Raw genomic sequence first — 16,890 nt, 5'->3', positions numbered from 1 at the left:
GACCCCTACGCGGGCGGCAAGTCGTACCCCTGGGTGGGCCAGCCGGACGCCAAACCCAGACCCCTGACGCAGGGCCAGAACTTCCTGTCCGATCTGAGCTACGCGGCGGCCCGCAACGCCTGGGGACCCATCGAACTGGACCGCAGCAACGGCACCCAGCAGGGCGGAGACGGTGAGACCCTCACGCTCGGCACCCAGACTTTCAAAAAAGGCATCGGCGTGCATGCGGGCAGTGAGCTGACATACACGCTCAACGCTCAGTGCTCCACCTTCAGCGCGACTGTGGGCATTGACGAGGAGGTGGGTGAGAAGGGCAGCGTGGTGTTTGAGGTGTACGGGGACGGCAAGTTGCTGACGGCCAGCGGGAAGATGACGGGCGCAGATGCAGCGAAGGTGCTCACGGCCCCCCTTGAAGGGGTCAAGGAGCTGCGGCTGGTGGTGACGAATGCCGGGGACGGGATCGCCTACGATCACGCCGACTGGGCCGACGCCCAGGTGACCTGCGAACTCGCTGTCGTTACGCCACCAGATCCGCCTCCACCAAATCCGCCGCCCCCGCCCGCGCCCACCAACACCTACCGGTATGCGGACATCGCGCCCCAGCCTCAGCGGGTAGGTGAGGCCCAGGGCGAGGTGGTGGGCGGCAAGCTGTACGTGTTCGGCGGCTTCGACAGCCTCAAGTCCTGCTGCACCCCCACGGACCGCGCCCAGCAGTATGACCCGGCCACCAACCGCTGGACCGCGCTGGTCCCCATGCCTGGCCGGGGCGCAACCCACGCCGGCATGGCCACCGACGGCACCGACATCTACTATGCGGGTGGGTATATTGCCAACACGTCCTGGACCGCGCAGGTCTTCGGCACGCGGGCGGTCTGGAAGTACAACATCGCCGGGGGCAGCTACACGGCCCTGCCAGAACTGCCGGTGCCCAGCGCTGCCGGGCAACTGGAATATCTGGCGGGCAAGCTGCATTACTTCGGCGGCACCAATCCCGAGCGCACCCGTGACCTGAATACGCATTACGTGCTGGATCTGGCCGCAGGCGGCAAAGCATGGCAGGCTGCGGCCCCGCTCGCGGTGGCCCGTAACCACCTGGGATCAGCGGTGCTGGACGGCCTGCTCTATGCCATCGGCGGTCAGACCGGACACGACGCGCGCCTGACCACGCTGAACACCGTGGAGGTCTACGATCTGGCCACGGACCGCTGGAAGGCGCTGGCCCCCATGCCGCAGGCGCTCAGCCACATCACCAACTCCACCTTTATCCTGAACGGGCGCATCGTGGTGGCGGGCGGCGAGACGGCGCATGACGTGCCGACCAGTCAAGTCAGCGCCTACGACCCGCGCGGCAACACCTGGACCTCCCTGACCCCGCTGCCAAAAGTGCGGGTGTCGGGTGTGGCGGCGGCCCTCGGGGACAGCTTCATCTTCAGCGGCGGCAATTCGCCGCGTGATGGGGGAACGCAGGCGGGCGGCTGGCGGGCCAGTCCAGCCTCTGCTCCCTGAGTCATTGGCTCCCTGAGTCATTGGCCCGCGAGTCACCAGTCCGCAACCGCCACACGCCCCCGTCCGTCTCCACCAGCCCTGACGCTGAGCAGGCTCCGGGCTTCATAAAGGAAAATGCATGATGCCAAGTTCTTCTCCCCACCCCAATACCACCCACCGCGACCTCGAACTTCCGCAGGTCATCCACCTGCTGCGACGCGCCGCCCTGCCCATCCTGGGCGTGACGGCGCTGGCCGGGGTGGGCGCTTACCTGCTGTCCGGGCTGCAACCCAAGGTCTACGAGGCCACCAGCAGCCTGTTCACCGAGCAGAGCGGCGGCAACAACGCGCTAAACGATAGCCTATTGCGGCCCTCGCCCCTACCGCGCGGCGGTCTGGAACAGGCCCTGCACAGCCCGGCGGTGGTCAAGCTGGTGATCAACCGCCTGCGGGCCGCCGAGATCGCGCCCGCGACAGTTGCCAAGGTGCAGGCTGACCTTCAGGCTGAGCTGAGCACGGGCGGCTTTAAGAAATTGCAGGTGGCCCCTGACTCGAACAGCCCCAGCAACTCCAACAGCGGCGTCGTCTATATCCTGAGCGCCCGCGCCAACACCCCCGAACTGGCCCGCGTGCTAGCCAATTCCAGCGTCGCCGCGCTGCAATTGTGGGACATCCAGCGCGCCCAGCGCCGCTCAGAGCAGGCCCGTATTGCCCTTGAACTGCAACTCAATGTATTGGACCGCACGGCGCAGGACGGAGGTCTCAGCACCGATTCCGTTAACGATCAGACCCGCGCCGCCATTTTGCGTGACCTGATCGTTATCAAGACCTCGCGCCAGAGCGTGTCGGGCACGCTGGACGTGATCGCCGAGGCGGTCAATCCTGCCCGACCCGTGACCCCCCGGCCCCAGCGCACGGCGGCGCTGGCCGCTTTGCTGACCCTGCTGTTTGCTGGCGGCGGCGCAGTGTTGCTGGGCAGTCGCCGCCAGCCCACCGAAACCGCCGTGGCCACGGACCGGGGCAGCGTGCCCGCAGACGCCCCGGCCCTGTACCGCCACGAGTCCAGCGAGGCCCGCAATGTGACGTCCTCTGTGCCGCAGCGCTAAAACCGCACTTCGCCCGAAGCCGCCGGAGGCCCGTCCTTCCGGCGGCTGTTGTGTTTGCCGAGATTGATGGTCCCGCTCCTGTCTAGGGGAGTTTGCGCCAGCCGGCATGCGCCTCCCCGGACCAGGCCCTTTATGAAGCGTTCAGAAGTAGCGAGGCAGAGTCTTCAGGGGCCGCTCTGACCGGGGAAAAATTCGACGGGTACGGTTAATTTTCCCTATCCAGTCGCTGGTCTGTCACAACCTGAGCGGCCACCTCTGGCGCTTCTGGCTGGGCAGCCGAAATTTATTTCTCGTTAGCGCCTTACCGATTAGGCTCGCAGCGTGGGAATTGATCGCAGGCATTTGGCCTTATGCTCAAGCCCAAAGCGGACGCCACAGGCCACCCCACCAGATGTCCGGGGCCGCGCGCCTGACCCGATCAAATTCGCCGTCTAGAGACCGCTCCATCCATCCTTTGCATTCGCCCAGTTCGTGCGCCGGTCCGAGAGCCGCCCTGCCCCCCTACCCTCCGAGGAGATTTCTGAACATGCCACACACCCCTAATCTGCATACCCCCCTGAAGGTCGCCGTCGTGGGCACCGGTTATGTCGGCCTGGGCACCGCCGCCCTGCTCGCGTATTTCGGTCATCAGGTCATGGGCCTGGACATCGATCAGGACAAGGTGGACATGCTCGTGCGCGGCGAACTCCCGATCTACGAGCCGGGCCTGGGCGAACTGATGGCCGAGTGCGGAGGCCGCCTGCGCTGGACCACCGACTACGCGGCGGCCATCCCGGACGCCGACGTGATCTTTATCTGCGTGGGCACGCCGCCGCTGCCGGGCGGACAGCCGGACCTGCGCTATCTGGCAGCGGCGGCGCAGGACGTGGCGCGGCACCTGAACGGCAAGATGCAGGTGGTGGTCAACAAGAGCACGGTGCCGGTGGGCACAGGCGACTGGGTGGCGCGCATCATCGAGGAGCACGCCCTGGACTACAAGGCCCACCAGTACACCGTGGTCAGCAACCCCGAATTTCTGCGCGAGGGCACGGCGCTGTTTGACAGCCTGTACCCGGACCGCCTGGTGCTGGGCGGCAACGACGGCCAGGGCATCGCGCGCCTGCTGGAACTGTACGCCCCGCTGATCGAGCAGGATTTCGAGGCCCCGGCGCATGTGCCCCGCCCGCAGGGATACACCCGCCCCGAAGTGGTGGCGACCAGCCTGAGCAGCGCCGAGATGATCAAGTATGCCGCCAACGCTTTTCTGGCCCTCAAGATCAGCTTTGCCAACGAGATCGCCGGGCTGTGCGAGCGGGTGGACGCCGATATCGAGGAAGTCGCGCGCGGCATCGGCAGCGACGCGCGGATCGGGCGGCAGTTCCTGTCGGCTGGGGCCGGCTGGGGCGGCTCGTGCTTCGGCAAGGACACCTCGGCTTTAATCAGCACCGGCGAGGAATACGGCTACGACATGCCCATCCTGCGCGCCGCCGTGGCGGTCAACCAGGGCCAGCGGCAACTGGTGATCGCCAAGCTGCAAAAGCATCTGCACCGCCTTCAGGGCAAGCGCGTGGCCGTGCTGGGCATGGCCTTCAAGCCCAACACCGACGATCTGCGCGACGCCCCGGCCCACGACGCCATTGCGCGCCTGAACGAGCTGGGCGCGACAGTGGTGGCGCACGATCCGGTGGCGATGCCGCGCGCCCGCCGCGAGTGGGGCCACCTGAACTACGCCGAGGCCGACTCCGCCGAGGCCGCCCTGATGGGCGCGGACGCCGTGCTGCTCATGACCGAGTGGAAGGAGTACACCGAGCTGGACTGGGACGGGGCCGTGCGGACCATGCGCCAGCCGCTGGTGATCGACACCCGCAATGCGCTGCGCTGCGTGCTGTCCACCGGAGTCCTGGAGCAGATCGGACGGCGCGGCCAGGGCCAGACCGTGCCCGCGCAGACCGAGCCGACGCAGGCTGGACCTCAGGTGCTTGGGTGAATGTTCTCCTAACCGGCAGCGCTGGCTTTGTCGGCAGTCACCTGACCGAGCGGCTGCTCGCCGACGGCCACACCGTGACCGGGGTGGACAACTACATCAGCGGGCAGCCGGGCAACACCGCGCTGTTCGTGGACCACCCCAACTTCAAGTTCATTCAGGCGGACGTCAGCGAGGGCATTCCGTACAAGGCCGCCGCCTTCGACGGTCAGACGCTGGATTTCGTGCTGCATTTCGCCAGCCCGGCCAGCCCACCGCACTACCAGCAATTTCCCATTGAGACGCTGATGGTGGGCGCGCAGGGTACCCAGCACGCGCTGGAGCTGGCCCACGCGCACGGGGCCACGTTCCTGCTGGCCTCTACCTCGGAGGTTTACGGCGATCCGCAGGTGCATCCGCAGCCGGAAAGTTACTGGGGCCACGTCAATCCCAACGGCCTGCGGAGCTGCTACGACGAGGCCAAGCGTTACGCCGAGGCCATCACCTTCGCCTATCACCGCCGCCACGGCGTGGATACCCGCGTTATCCGCATCTTTAACACCTATGGCCCGCGCATGCGCCCCGACGACGGGCGGGTGGTCACCAACCTGATCGTGCAGGCGCTGGCCGGACGTCCCCTGACGGTCTACGGCGACGGCGCACAGACCCGCAGCTTCCAGTACGTGACCGATCTGGTGGACGGCACCGTGGCCCTGATGGATCAGCCCGAGTCCGGGGCCGTGCATGCCCCGGTTAATCTAGGCAACCCGGACGAGTACACCATCCTGGAGTTCGCGCAGGTCATCCGCGAGCTGATCGATCCGGATCTGGAGATCATCCACGAAGCCCTGCCCGCCGACGATCCCCGCCAGCGCAAGCCCGACATCTCCCGCGCCCGCGGGCTGCTGGGCTGGTCCCCGCAAGTCGGCCTCCGCGCGGGCCTGACGCGCACGGTGGAGAGCTTCCGCCAGTCCGGGTCCGCCGCTGCCGAGCCTGCTGAACGGACGCCTGTCACCGCAGAATGAGTTCGCCAGTCAAGACGGCCAGCGTGTCCGCCCCGCTGGTCTCGGTCATCACGCCCACGCGCGGGCGGCCCGAACTGCTGCTGTCGCGGGCGCTACGCAGCGCGCTGGCCCAGACGCTGGACACCATCGAGATCATCGTGGTGGTGGACGGCCCCGACCCGGCCACCGAGGCCGCGCTGGCCACCATCCAGGATCCCCGTGTGCGCCTGATCGCATTGCCCCACCCGGTGGGCGGCTCGGAAGCGCGCAACGTCGGTGTGCGGGCGGCGCGCTCGGAGTGGATCGCGCTGCTGGATGACGATGACGAGTGGCTGCCGCACAAGCTGGAGGCGCAACTGGCGCTGGCCCAGGCCACCGTTCAGGACCCAGGAGTCCGCCCCATCGTGGCCTGCCACTGGATCACGCGGACCCCGCGCGGCGACACGCCCCAGCCGCCGCGCCTGCCGGACCCAGGCGAACCCCTCAGCGAGTACATGCTGGCGCGGCGCAGCCCACTGGAAAAGACCTGCGGGCTGGTCAGCACGCTGCTCTTTACTTCCCGCGAGCTGCTGCTGGACGTGCCGTTCACGCCGGGGCTGCCCAAGCATCAGGACTGGGACTGGCTGCTGCGGGCCGCCATGCTGCCGGAGGTGCAGGTGGTCTTCGTGCCCGAGATCTCGGCCATCTGGTATTACGAGGAACCGCGCCCCTCGGTGAGCACCACTCTGGACTGGCGGGCTTCCCTGCGCTGGGCACGCCGGATGTGGGCGCACGGCACCATGACCCGGCGGGCCTTTGCGGGCTTTCTGAACTCGCACATCGTGCCCGCCGCGCAGCATGTGGGGGACCGCCGCGCGGCCTTGACCCTGCTGCCCTCCCTGCTGGCCGCCCGGCCCCGGCCCTTTGAACTGGGGTTGTTCGTCGCCAACTCCGCGCTGCCCACCGACGCCCGCCGCCAGGCCCGCGCCCGACTGGACCGGGTGCTGGGGCGGGGGCAATCCGTCTCGGCGGCCAGGCCCGCTCTTGCCGCAGTTCAAGGTCCGCAGATCAAAACGGTGGCGCTGATCGATCCGCTGTCCGGCGGGCACCACGGCAGCTACGCCGTCACGCTGGCCCAGGAGCTGACCGGGCGCGGCAGCCGGGTTCACGTGATCGGCCCGGTTCCGTTTGTCGAGGAAGTCTGCCGGGCCGTGCCGCAGGCCACCGGACACGTCCTGCCGCTGTTTCCGGGAAGCGGGCCGGACCGTGGCCCGGCGTATTACCGTCTGGGTCGCCTGGCGCGGGACCGCGTGAATCTGCGGTTCCTGCGTGCGGCGCTGCGAATGGCCGGTGGGGTGGGGGCGGACACGGCGCATCTGCTGTGGCTGGACAGCTTCGTGCTGTCGCTCTTGGCCGCGCGCCTGGGCCAGATGAACCGCCCGCCCCGGCTGCGGGCCACGCTGCACTGGGCCTACTTCTTGCAGGAATTCCAGGGTGGGGGGGTCAGTCAGCAGGTCCACCGCCTGCTGTTGCGGGCGCTGGGGGCGCTGGGCGTGCGCGTGATGATGCATTCCAGGGCACTGACGCGGGGGATTCAGGCTGGACTGCTGGACGCCCTGCCGTACCCCACCGCGCTGCCGCAAACCCCGGCGGAGGGGCGCGGATACGTCCGGCAGATGGTGCGCCAGCAGATGGAAGTTCCGCCGGAAGCCACCGTCTTACTGGCCTTCGGCGGCACCCGGCACGACAAGGGCAGTGATCTGGCGCTGGAGGCTCTGGCGCTGCTGCCCTCGCACGTTCACCTGCTGGTGGTCGGCCCCACCCGCGCCTTCGATGCCGACGCGCTGCGCGAGAGCGGACAGCGGCTGGGCGTCATGGACCGGCTGCACCTGCGCCTGGAACATGTTCCAGACGAGGATGTGGAGGGCTTTTTTCTGGCCTCCGATGCCTGTCTGCTGCCGTACCGGCGCAACTTCGCGGGCCAGAGCGGGCCGCTGCTGATCGCGGCGTCGCTGGGTTTGCCTGTGCTGGCCGCCGACGTGGGCGTGCTGGCCGAGACGGTGGAGGCGTACGGCCTAGGCGACCTGTTCGCCCCCGAGGACCCGGCGGCGCTGGCCCGCTGTGTGCTGGAGTTTGACGCGGCGGCCTTTGACCCCCACACCACCCGCTTCCAGCAGGACCACGCCCCCCGGGCGTTTGCGGACGCCGTGCTGCGCAGCTACCTGGGTGGGGCGGAGGATTAGAACATAGGTCCGCATGACAGCATCAGAAGAAAGGACACCTGAAAGCTTCCGTGCTCCCCAATGCCCGGCAACATTCCCTCACGGTCCTGGGCAGCAGAGCCGGTCGTCATGGACAGCCGCCCATGAGGCTGCTCTTCCTCCCCAGGTGGACGCTGGCCCGCCCGTTCGGTCAACAGCAAGCAGCTCTTTTGACCAGCGCTCTAGAAAAGGTTTCCGACTGCCCACGGGCGGCTACGACAGCATTCATCCAGTCCACTTGCACGCCACTTTCCCTGTCTTGAATGAATGAAGCCGGAAAAAGCCCCCTTCAAATGGAGGGGGCTTATGCAGGTAGAGAGGCGTGGGTCAGCGCGGGCCGGTCACCATGCCAGCGGCCTTGGCGCGGCCTTCCCAGGCGGCGATGGCCTGGACCAGCACCTGCGGGTCGACGGCGCGTTTCTGATCCTGGACGCGGGTGTTGTTGCGCTCGGTGCCAGCGTTGACGGACCAGTCCCAGCGGGCATTGGGGTTGCTGGGGTTCGGAACGGTCCAGCCCACGGTATTGCCCTCGGCGATCACGGTGCTGGTGTCATTGGGCGTCTGGCAGTAGTTGCGCAGGTAGAAGCCGGCGTCGTTGTCGGCGTCCAGCAGGGTGCCGTCGCTCAGCTTGCCCAGCGCCAGGATGGTGTTGCCCCGGACGGTCTGGTGGTGGCCGCCCGCCACCGCGATGCCGTAATTGCTGGTCTCCACAACGGTGTTGTTCACGGCCTCGGTGTAGCCCGAGTCGCAGCCGTCGCCCAGCATGATGCCGCCGCCGCTGTACGGGGCGTCGGGACGTCCGGCGAACGCACCGTTGATTAGGTTATCGTGGATACGGATCGGGCTGCCGGGCGTGCCGGTGGAGGCGTAGAGGTTGATCACATCCTCGACCTGGCTCTGGCGCGCCGTGTTGTCCACACGGTTCCAGGCGATCTCGGCCCCGTTCAGGTCACGCATGCCGTTGAACTGCACGAACTGAACCCGGTAGAACTTGTCCTGGAATCCGCCGTTGCCGTCGCTATAACGGCCCTCAATGTTGCGGGCCAGGTTGTTGCGGATCACGACGGTCACGGGCAGGCCCTTGTTGCCCTGCCACCCGTTGATGTAGATGCCGCTGGTCTTTTCCATGAAGTTGTTCTCGATCAGCAGAGAGACGATGCCCTCGGCCTGGAGGAAACGGCCCGGATAGCGGCTCGGGTCATTGGGGTTCAGGCCGTAGCCCTTGCAGTTGCGGACCGTCAGGTTGGCCGAGGTCCACGAGGCGTCGATCAGGTGGCCGCGTCCACGCAGCGTGCAGTTTTCCAGAATGACCGGCTCGGTGGTCTTGATCTTGATCGCCGCGACGGCGGGGTCGTTGCTCAGGTATTCGCCGCTGTAGATGCCGCCCTTGGTGATCACCAGCGGTCCATTGACGACGGCAGGGGCGGGCGCAGGGGCGGGAACCGGAGCGGGAACCGGAGCGGGGATAGGCACAGGCTCGAGGGCAGGCGCGGGGGCGGGCGGGACCACTGCCGCCATCGGGACCACGCAGCCCTGAAGCATTGGAGCGGCCCAGTCCGCGTGATCGTAGGCATTCTTGTCGCCCGCGTCCGTGACCGTCAGCTTCAGCACCTTGCGGCCCTCGATATCGACTTTCAGGCTCTTGCTGGCGCTGACCCCGGTCATCTTGCCGCTGTCGTAAAGCTTCGTGTTGTCGCCGAAGACCTGGAAGACCACGCTGCCCCGGCTGCCCACCTCGTCGTCGATGCCGATATCGGCCACGAGATACTTGCATGCTGCGGTCAGGTTGAACGTGACGGTGGAGTTGGCATGAACGCCCAGACCGGTCGTGTATTTCTTGCCGTTCAGGGTGATGGTCCGCCCATCGCCGCTCTTGATCTCGCCGTTGCTGGCGTTGCGCTCGACCGGCCCCCAGCCGTTGGTGGCCGCCGTCCAGGGCATGTTACTCAGCACATTGTCCCCAGCGGTCAGCGCCTCCTGGGTCAGCCTGGTGCCCGTCTCTTCATCGGTCCAGGACTGGTCCGTGCCGTCATACACGCCGTCCTCAAGCGCAGTCTGCTGGGCATTCACGTCGGCCTGGTCCTCGGGCACGCCGGGACCCGAGCAGGCGGCCAGGATCAGGGGCGCACACCACACCAGCCAGCGCAGCGGGTGGACGGCTGTGGCAGGCGGGGACTGCGGACCAGGGGATGGGATGGGTGACATGTGATTCCTCCTGAACAGTGGATGGTGAGTGGGGAAAGGCGGGTGGTCGGTCTATGGTAAATGGCGTGAAGGTCGCTACAGAGAGGGAAACTTCTTTCGAGTGCCGAATCTACAGAGTGCTCTTAAACGAAATACCTCTAATACTGGATTTAAAACGAAAATACTGGTTTAATAGCCGATCAATGGAGCTATAGCGGGAGAATTAACTCCTTTAAGTACTCTACACCGAAACAGAATATCGGTTCAATAGCCAATCAGCGGGGGTATATGGGGGAGGGTTATTCTCTTTAAGCACTTCGAAGTATGAAATCTGTAAGGAAGTTTTAGAAATTGAACTAATTCTGCTGGTTATAATCCAATGATCTTAATTTGAACAGAAGTAAGAAGTCTGTGAGGAAGAGTATTCTAACTTACTATAGAACGGAACAAATAGTAAATCATCCATCTTTTCAATGACTAAGTTAACAAATTAACTCATTAGTACAGTTTAGAAGAGTCAGGCTTCGCTTAGCGATATTTGCCTGATTAGACTTCATCCCAATTTGGCCCTTACCAATACGGCAAGAGTGCGACTTCAACAGGCGACAGAATGTCGTTTGAAAGCGCGTTTTCAAAACTTTTCAATGCTTCAAACTAAGTTCAGACTGGCCTCTAGAGGCCATCCGGCAAGCGATCCAAAAAGCGGCTGTAATTTATTTGCCAACAGAACGCTCGCTGCCAGGAAATGAAAGCCAGTCAGCGTGCTGCTCAACCGCTCCAAACCACGTCCCAGTCACCTAAATCTTGAGAACCAGGCAAACGAGCGTTCCACCACCCAGCGTTTTGGAAGCAGTATGAAGACCTTCTCGCCTCCGGCCCGGCGGCATCAGATGCCGCCGTTTCACCGGTGTATCCCTGATCAGCAAACAATGGACGATTTTACACGGTGGGGCATCATGGGGTAGGTAGGCCCACAGGCTGCCTGTTTTGGCAATCCACAGCGTGGCATTCAAGACCTCACGAAGTGGATACCTGCGCTGCACAGCGTGTTCCGGCTTTAAGACCAGATGCATCACCATAAAGTGATACAGGTCATCATCAAGGTCACTGGGGTAGGCGCGGCGCGTCACTCCTTGACTATGCCCCCAACAGATTCTTGGCTCCACTTTACGAATTCTTGCCGGACCGGCTCTAGTAACTTCCACTCTTCCACGTCCAGCAGACCGCGTGGAGTCAGTTTCAGCGCCGGGATCACGCTCAGGCCCAGGAAACTGAGGGTGGTCACCGGATAGGGCAGCACGCAACCCAGGGCGCGGGCGGCGGCGGTCACCTCGCCCAGGTGTGCTGCGGCCTGCTGGGGGGGCAGATCGGTCATCAGGCCCGCGTAGGGCAGCGGCAGGCTGGCCCGGACCACGCCGCCCGACACCACCACCGCGCCGCCGCCCATCTCGCGCAGGGCGCGGCCCGCCGCCCGCACGTCCCTGTCGCTGCCGCCCAGAAAAGCGGCGTTGTGGGCGTCGTGCAGGATGCTCAGGCCCAGCGTGCCGCCGCCCCCCATGCCGCTGCCGGAGGTCCAGCACGCCGCCCGGTGGCCGCGCCCGTAGCGGTCCGCCACCACCAGGCGCGCCTCCCCGCTGCCGGGTGCGCCCCGGCCCGTGGTGATCTGGTCCGGGCTGATCTGCATCACCGGCCAGTGGGTTGGCACGTCGAAGGTGGCCGTGTCCCAGCCGGCCCCCAGGTCTATGCCGCCGCCGTCCAGGGGCGGAGTGACCTCGCCGGGCCGGGCCTCGGTGCCGCCAATAAAGGTCTCCAGCACCTCAAACCCCTGCAAGTCGCGCAGCAGCACCATGTCCGCGTGGTAGCCGGGAGCGATCAGACCGCAGTCGTGCAGACCCCAGTATTCCGCCGGATTGCAGGTGACCAGGCTCAGCGCATCCGCCGGGTGCAGGCCGCCCGCCACGCAGGTTCGCAGCAATCGGTCCAGGTGACCCAGTTGCAGCAGTTCGTCCACGCTCACGTCGTCGCTGACCAGCATGGCGCGGCGCGGACGCTCCAGCAATACCGGCAACAGGGCGTTTAAGTTGCGGGCCGCCGAACCTTCACGGACCATCAGCCACAGGCCCGCGCGCAGGCGCTGGCGGGCTTCTTCCGGCGTGGCGGCCTCGTGGTCCGAGTGCAGGCCCGCCGCCGCGTAAGCCATCAGTTCGCGCCCATGCACTCCGGCAGCGTGACCGTCCATGCGCCCACCCACCGCGCGGCCCGCCTCCAGAATGTTCCAGACCTCCTCATCGCCGCCCAGCACGCCGGGGTAATTCATCATCTCGGCCAGGCCCAGCACGCCGAGCACGCGCAGCATACGGGCGGTTTCTGCCGCCGTAACGTGCGCGCCGCCGTCCTCGAACTCGCTGGCGGGCACGCACGATGGCGCGGAGGCCCACACGCGCAGGCCCGAGCTGGCTCCGGCTTCCAGCATCCATTCCAGACCGCGCACGCCCAGCACGTTGACCACCTCGTGTGGCTCAGCCACCACGCCCACCGTGCCGCGCGGCAGCACCGCCCGCGCAAAACCCGCCGGGGTCAGCAGGCTGGACTCGATGTGGATGTGCCCGTCGATGAAACCGGGGGCCAGGAACGCCCCGCGCGCCTCAATGGTCCGCGCGGCCTCGAAGTTCATGCCAGCGCCGCCCAGCGCGGCCACCCGCCCGCCTGCCACCAGCACGTCGGCCTCAAAAATCTCGCGCGTGGCGGGCTGGACCACCTGCGCGCCGCGGATCAGCAGATCGCCCGCCTCCTGTCCCCGCGCCACCCGGACCAGCCGTCGCCGGTCACCCTGCCGATCACTGTCAAACTGCATGGCGCAGTGTACGGGGGGAAGGTCCAACCGTCTAACGGTTCAACGGTCCGGCGGCCAGAAGAAAAGCGCTGGCAGGGGCCTTCAGCGCGTTCGTCGAAGACGAGGCATCACCCTGAGCGCAGCCGAGAAGCTCTCCCGGCTGCGCCCGCTATACCCATGTTTTCGGCTGGCCTCCCTGGCGTTCAGACCGTCAGACTTTCTGACCCGTGTCCTCCATCCCCCCCTTGAACCGCTTGAGCAATTCTCCCCGCTCGGTCAGCGCCCGCTGAAACAGCGCCTGCTGCTGGGCCTGCTGGTAGGCGCGGACGCTGTTCATGCCGCTTCTGGGCGCGGGCTGCGCGTCGGTCTTGCCAGTTTTGGGCATGGGCACGAGGCTACCGAAACGGCGGGCGCGGAACATGCCGGGATGTTCCTCGAAGACCGCCGTCACGCCGTCCGGCAGCGCGGCCAGATGCAGGGCGAAGGCCTGTTCCTGGGCCAGTTCGGCCTGCTTTGCGCCGCCCCCCAGCTCGGTCAGCAGGCGGTCGATCAGGGCGAAGACCTGCGCGGCATAGCCTTCCACATCGCCGCGTGTGGGCAACTCGCCCCGGTGGATCACGCGGTTGCGAAAGTCCGCGCCCAGCGCCGCAGGACTCAGGAAGTCCGGCTCCCGGCCCTCTCTGAGCAGATACGCCAGCGCGAACATGCCCAGTTGCCGCTCGGACTGGCTGGCGACGTGCCTCCAGGTGCCGGCCAAGGCCGCCGTCGCCGCCCCGAAATCCACCGCCGTATCCGAGGCCCGCTCCAAGACGTAGGCGCGCACGTAGAACTCGAAAAAACGTTCCAGCGCCGCCGCAAAACTGGCCACCGCCTCGCGGGCGTAGCCGTCCATCAAAGCGCGGGTGCCCAGATCGAACAGCACCTCGAACTTCTGCTTGCGCACCAGCACGCAGTATCTCGCCCCGCAGTGCACGCAGGTCAGGTCATGCACGCTGCTGTCGGCGTACTCGGCGCGGTTCTCGCGGCCACAGATGGGGCAGGTGGTGGGAAAGTCCATGCTGGGGGTGAGTGTACGGGGTCTGAAGGTCAAACCGTCTGACGGTCGAACCGCCCGGAGCGAGAAATGGCCCGACGGCATGCACGGTTAGACCGTTAGACTTTTTAGACGGCTCGACCGCGCCGCAGGTGCATCACTCCCCAATCACGTAACTCAGCCCTCCGCTGTGCGAGAGCCACAGTTTCTCAAAGGCGGCGCGCGGGTAGGTGCGGCGCACGGTTTCATCGCTGGGCGCGGCAGGATCGTTCAGGACGGGATTCCCGGAGTTGTCGAAGCCGATGAGGACCATCAGGTGACCGCTGCTGCTGGCAAGCGCCGTACCGGGCAACTCGCCCTTCTTCCAGCCTAGGCTGACGGCCAGCGGCAGGCCCGCGCCCGTGAATTTCTCGGCGGCGGCCAGGCTGGGCAGCCGGGTCACGTAGGCGCGCAGTCCCAGCGCCCCGGCGTAGGCGGTGTTAAACGGCCAGTTGCCGTTGCCCTCGTAGGCACGGTCATAGGTGGATTTCGCCGCCTGCGGCACCGTGACGTTGATCCCGTGCGCGGCCAGGATCATCGAGACGCTGGTGGGGCTGCACCACACCTCGCCGCCGTTCGGGTAGATCATCTGCGAACGCCCCGGCACGTCAACGACCTTGCCCCAGGCCGCCCGGTCACTGGCCGTTCCCAGTCCGGCGCTCTGGCGGGCGCGCTCGGAGGTATTGAAGGCCAGCAGGCGCAGGGTGGTTCCCTCGCCGCGCAGGGTCACGCGGTACTGGTAGCTGGTGGCCTTTTTGCTCAGGCGCAGCGTGTCGGTTAGGACCTGTCCGGCGCTGTCCTTCTGGCCACTGGCACTGCTGCGGCCCTCGGCGCTGCTCCAGGTTCCAAACGAGTACCAGCGGGACCAGCCCGCGCCCATCTGCGCCCGGACCTCCACGGTGACGCTGCCCGCGCCCGGCGTGAGCGCGTTCCATGACGGCACCAGCTCGTCGAAGGCTGGAACGCTCAGCGGGGCCGAGGTCAGGGTGCCGCTCGTGACGCCAGGAGGCAGCGTGGCGGCCTCGGCGTGAAGCTGCACGCCTTTGACCTCCGCGCCCGCCCAGTCGGCGGCCCGCTCGTGGATGGTGGTGGTGCTGTTGGGATAGGTCATGGTAAGCGCCCCCGCGCCGCCCAGCGTCAGAAGAAGAGAGAACAGCAGGATATGTCGCATGAATAGCGCGACTATGCCGCTTACGTCGCGGACGGTGGTGAGGAGGATTTACCCCTGCATGTACAGCAACGCCTCCGGCAGCGCCTCGCGCCACGTCATCCAGTTGTGGCCGCTGGGGTATTCGCGGTACTGGTGGGGCAGGGCCAGGTCGGCAAACAGGCCCGCCATGCGCCGATTCGGGCCGGTCAGCCATTCCAGCACGCCGGTATCCAGACTGGTTTTCAGGTGCGTAGGAGGATTCTGGCGCAGCTCCTCCAGCAACCATTCTCCGGCCCCGGTGGTGTCGATCACGCCCGCCCCATCCCGCACGCCAGGCCGGGCGATAAATGCCCCGCTGTGGCTCACCACGCGGCCAAACAGCTCCGGATGCCGCCCTCCCAGATACAGCGAGATCAGGCCGCCCAGGCTCGCGCCCCAGAGTCCTCGTTCCTGAACCGTGACCAGCTCGCCCTCCACACGCGGAAAGACCTCCTGGGTCAAAAAATCCAGGTAACGGTCATTCAGGTAATACTCCTCGTTGCGGTCCCCCGGTTCCACAAAGACTAGCGCCGCGCCCGTCGCCAGCCCCGCCTCCAGCGCGCGGTCCATCACCTCGCTCAGCTTGCCGGTGCGGTAAAAGGCCACGCCGTCCTGCACGTAATAGACCGGAATCGGGGTGCCTGCCGTATAGCCGTGCGGGGTGTACACGATGGCGCGGCGGGTGCCTGGGAAAACGCCGCCCTCCCAGGTCAGGCGCTGAGCCGTGCCTTTCTGCGCCGCTTCCGGGGCCAGCCACAGCGGATGGCGCGCGTACTCGCCCATCACCGCCGCGCGCGGGTAGGGCCACCATGGATTCAGGGACTTCTGAGGGTTGTCGGGGTCCGCGAACGCCTCACCCGCCGCGTCCAGCCAGGCGTATTCCACCCACGCGCCGCGCGGCAGCCGGAGCGCAATGGGCTGCCCCGCCGTGACGGGCAGCGGCGCTCCCTTGCGCCAGTCGGTAAAGTCCCCCACCAGGGCCACTGCGCCGGGTGGGGGGTTGAAGGTCACTTGTTGCCCCGAGACGGAAACGGCCATAGGGGGGATTCTACGTTCTGGGCGCTCCAGCAAGAGTCCGCACAGCCGCCGCCCGCGCCGCCGCCCCGTGGGCCAGCTCGCGTTCCGGGCCGTCCGTCCAGCGTATTGAAACCACCGCGCGGAAGTAAGCGCTCAACGCGGCGTGACCTCTGGCCCAGACATTGCCACCCTCCAGCCCCGCCAGCACGCCGTAAGCACTGGCCCACTTCGCATCGGCCCAGGCATCCCGCGCCCGGTCCAGAAAGACGTTCTCGCTGGGCAACGGCGTTCCGGCAGACAGCAGCGCCACCTTGCCTAGTGCCAGCGTCAGGCCCAGGCAGGCGTAGGCCACCTTCGCGCCGTCGCCAGCGCTCAATCCGCCCATCACCTTGTGCAGCTCCTCGGCGTTGTCGGCCAGCAGCTCGGCGGCCCGCGCGTCGGCGTGTGCCGCCAGCCCGGCCCAGCGCACGGCCCGCGCCCGCGCTTGCAGATCGGCATAGATCCCGTGCGGATCGTGCAGCGCCCGACCCGTTTGCAGCGAGACGAGGTTCCACAGCGCCGCCTCCGGCTCCGTGAACGCCCTGGCCCGGTGCGCGGCGGTGGACCGCTCCACGCTGAGCAGCACGCCATTTCGGTAACTCACCGTGTTGTGAACGAGATCATCCGACTCCACCAGCACGCTGAGGTCCAGATCGCTGAATTCGTCCGCCTCGCCGCGCGCCACGCTGCCGGTCAGGAAGATGGCCTGCACACCGTCTTCCCGCTGGAGTTCGGGCAGGACTTCGGCCAGCACCCTTTCAAGTGACATGGACGCAGCCT

Annotated in this window: 11 protein-coding genes and 1 pseudogene; 5 read left to right on the top strand and 7 right to left on the bottom strand. The window is 66.5% G+C overall.

Features of this window, described 5'->3' with window-relative positions:
- From Q322_RS21775 to Q322_RS21770, 5 genes are all read left to right on the top strand, one after another.
- On the top strand, positions 1 to 1,506 hold a 1,506-nt coding region (locus Q322_RS21775; protein ID WP_156953023.1), incomplete at its 5' end, for an NPCBM/NEW2 domain-containing protein.
- A 121-nt stretch (positions 1,507 to 1,627) separates the two neighbouring features.
- Positions 1,628 to 2,590, top strand: coding sequence for a GumC domain-containing protein (locus Q322_RS0111900; protein WP_156953022.1), 963 nt, complete (start codon positions 1,628 to 1,630; stop codon positions 2,588 to 2,590).
- A gap of 526 nt (positions 2,591 to 3,116) precedes the next feature.
- The gene (locus tag Q322_RS0111895; protein WP_084147962.1) at positions 3,117 to 4,556 is read left to right on the top strand and encodes a UDP-glucose dehydrogenase family protein; all 1,440 of its coding nucleotides are present in this window, start codon (positions 3,117 to 3,119) and stop codon (positions 4,554 to 4,556) included.
- Positions 4,553 to 5,557 (top strand): UDP-glucuronic acid decarboxylase family protein, encoded by a 1,005-nt coding sequence (locus Q322_RS0111890; RefSeq protein ID WP_051668486.1) that lies wholly within the window; start codon positions 4,553 to 4,555, stop codon positions 5,555 to 5,557. Before Q322_RS0111895 ends, Q322_RS0111890 begins: the two co-directional genes overlap by 4 nt.
- Entirely contained in the window at positions 5,554 to 7,758 is a 2,205-nt protein-coding gene (locus tag Q322_RS21770) for a glycosyltransferase (RefSeq protein WP_051668485.1), read from the top strand. Before Q322_RS0111890 ends, Q322_RS21770 begins: the two co-directional genes overlap by 4 nt.
- 345 nt (positions 7,759 to 8,103) lie before the next feature.
- On the opposite strand, the gene Q322_RS21765 is transcribed toward Q322_RS21770, so the two are convergent.
- From Q322_RS21765 to Q322_RS0111855, 7 genes and pseudogenes are all read right to left on the bottom strand, one after another.
- Positions 8,104 to 9,981 (bottom strand): NPCBM/NEW2 domain-containing protein, encoded by a 1,878-nt coding sequence (locus Q322_RS21765; protein WP_051668484.1) that lies wholly within the window; start codon positions 9,979 to 9,981, stop codon positions 8,104 to 8,106.
- A gap of 628 nt (positions 9,982 to 10,609) precedes the next feature.
- Positions 10,610 to 11,090, bottom strand: a pseudogene (locus Q322_RS22475) (transposase).
- Positions 11,087 to 12,814 (bottom strand): adenine deaminase C-terminal domain-containing protein, encoded by a 1,728-nt coding sequence (locus Q322_RS0111875; RefSeq protein ID WP_051668483.1) that lies wholly within the window; start codon positions 12,812 to 12,814, stop codon positions 11,087 to 11,089. The pseudogene Q322_RS22475 and the gene Q322_RS0111875 overlap by 4 nt, the downstream one beginning before the upstream one ends.
- Before the next feature lie 190 nt (positions 12,815 to 13,004).
- Positions 13,005 to 13,850 carry a hypothetical protein gene (locus Q322_RS0111870; protein WP_029478129.1) on the bottom strand — a complete coding sequence of 282 codons (846 nt, stop codon included), beginning with the start codon at positions 13,848 to 13,850 and terminating at the stop codon, positions 13,005 to 13,007.
- A gap of 133 nt (positions 13,851 to 13,983) precedes the next feature.
- Positions 13,984 to 15,036 (bottom strand): peptidase C39 family protein, encoded by a 1,053-nt coding sequence (locus Q322_RS0111865; protein WP_029478128.1) that lies wholly within the window; start codon positions 15,034 to 15,036, stop codon positions 13,984 to 13,986.
- Positions 15,037 to 15,084: 48 nt separating this feature from the next.
- Positions 15,085 to 16,092, bottom strand: a complete 1,008-nt coding sequence (locus Q322_RS0111860; RefSeq protein ID WP_029478127.1) for an alpha/beta hydrolase — start codon at positions 16,090 to 16,092, stop codon at positions 15,085 to 15,087.
- A 10-nt stretch (positions 16,093 to 16,102) separates the two neighbouring features.
- Positions 16,103 to 16,879, bottom strand: a complete 777-nt coding sequence (locus Q322_RS0111855; RefSeq protein WP_029478126.1) for a nucleotidyltransferase domain-containing protein — start codon at positions 16,877 to 16,879, stop codon at positions 16,103 to 16,105.
- Between the last annotated feature and the right edge of the window lie 11 nt (positions 16,880 to 16,890).

It is taken from the genome of Deinococcus frigens DSM 12807, from assembly GCF_000701425.1.
GTDB classification, from domain to species: domain Bacteria; phylum Deinococcota; class Deinococci; order Deinococcales; family Deinococcaceae; genus Deinococcus; species Deinococcus frigens.
The sequence above is the reverse complement of the archived record's forward strand: the minus strand, read 5'-3'. Positions and strand labels throughout refer to the sequence as shown.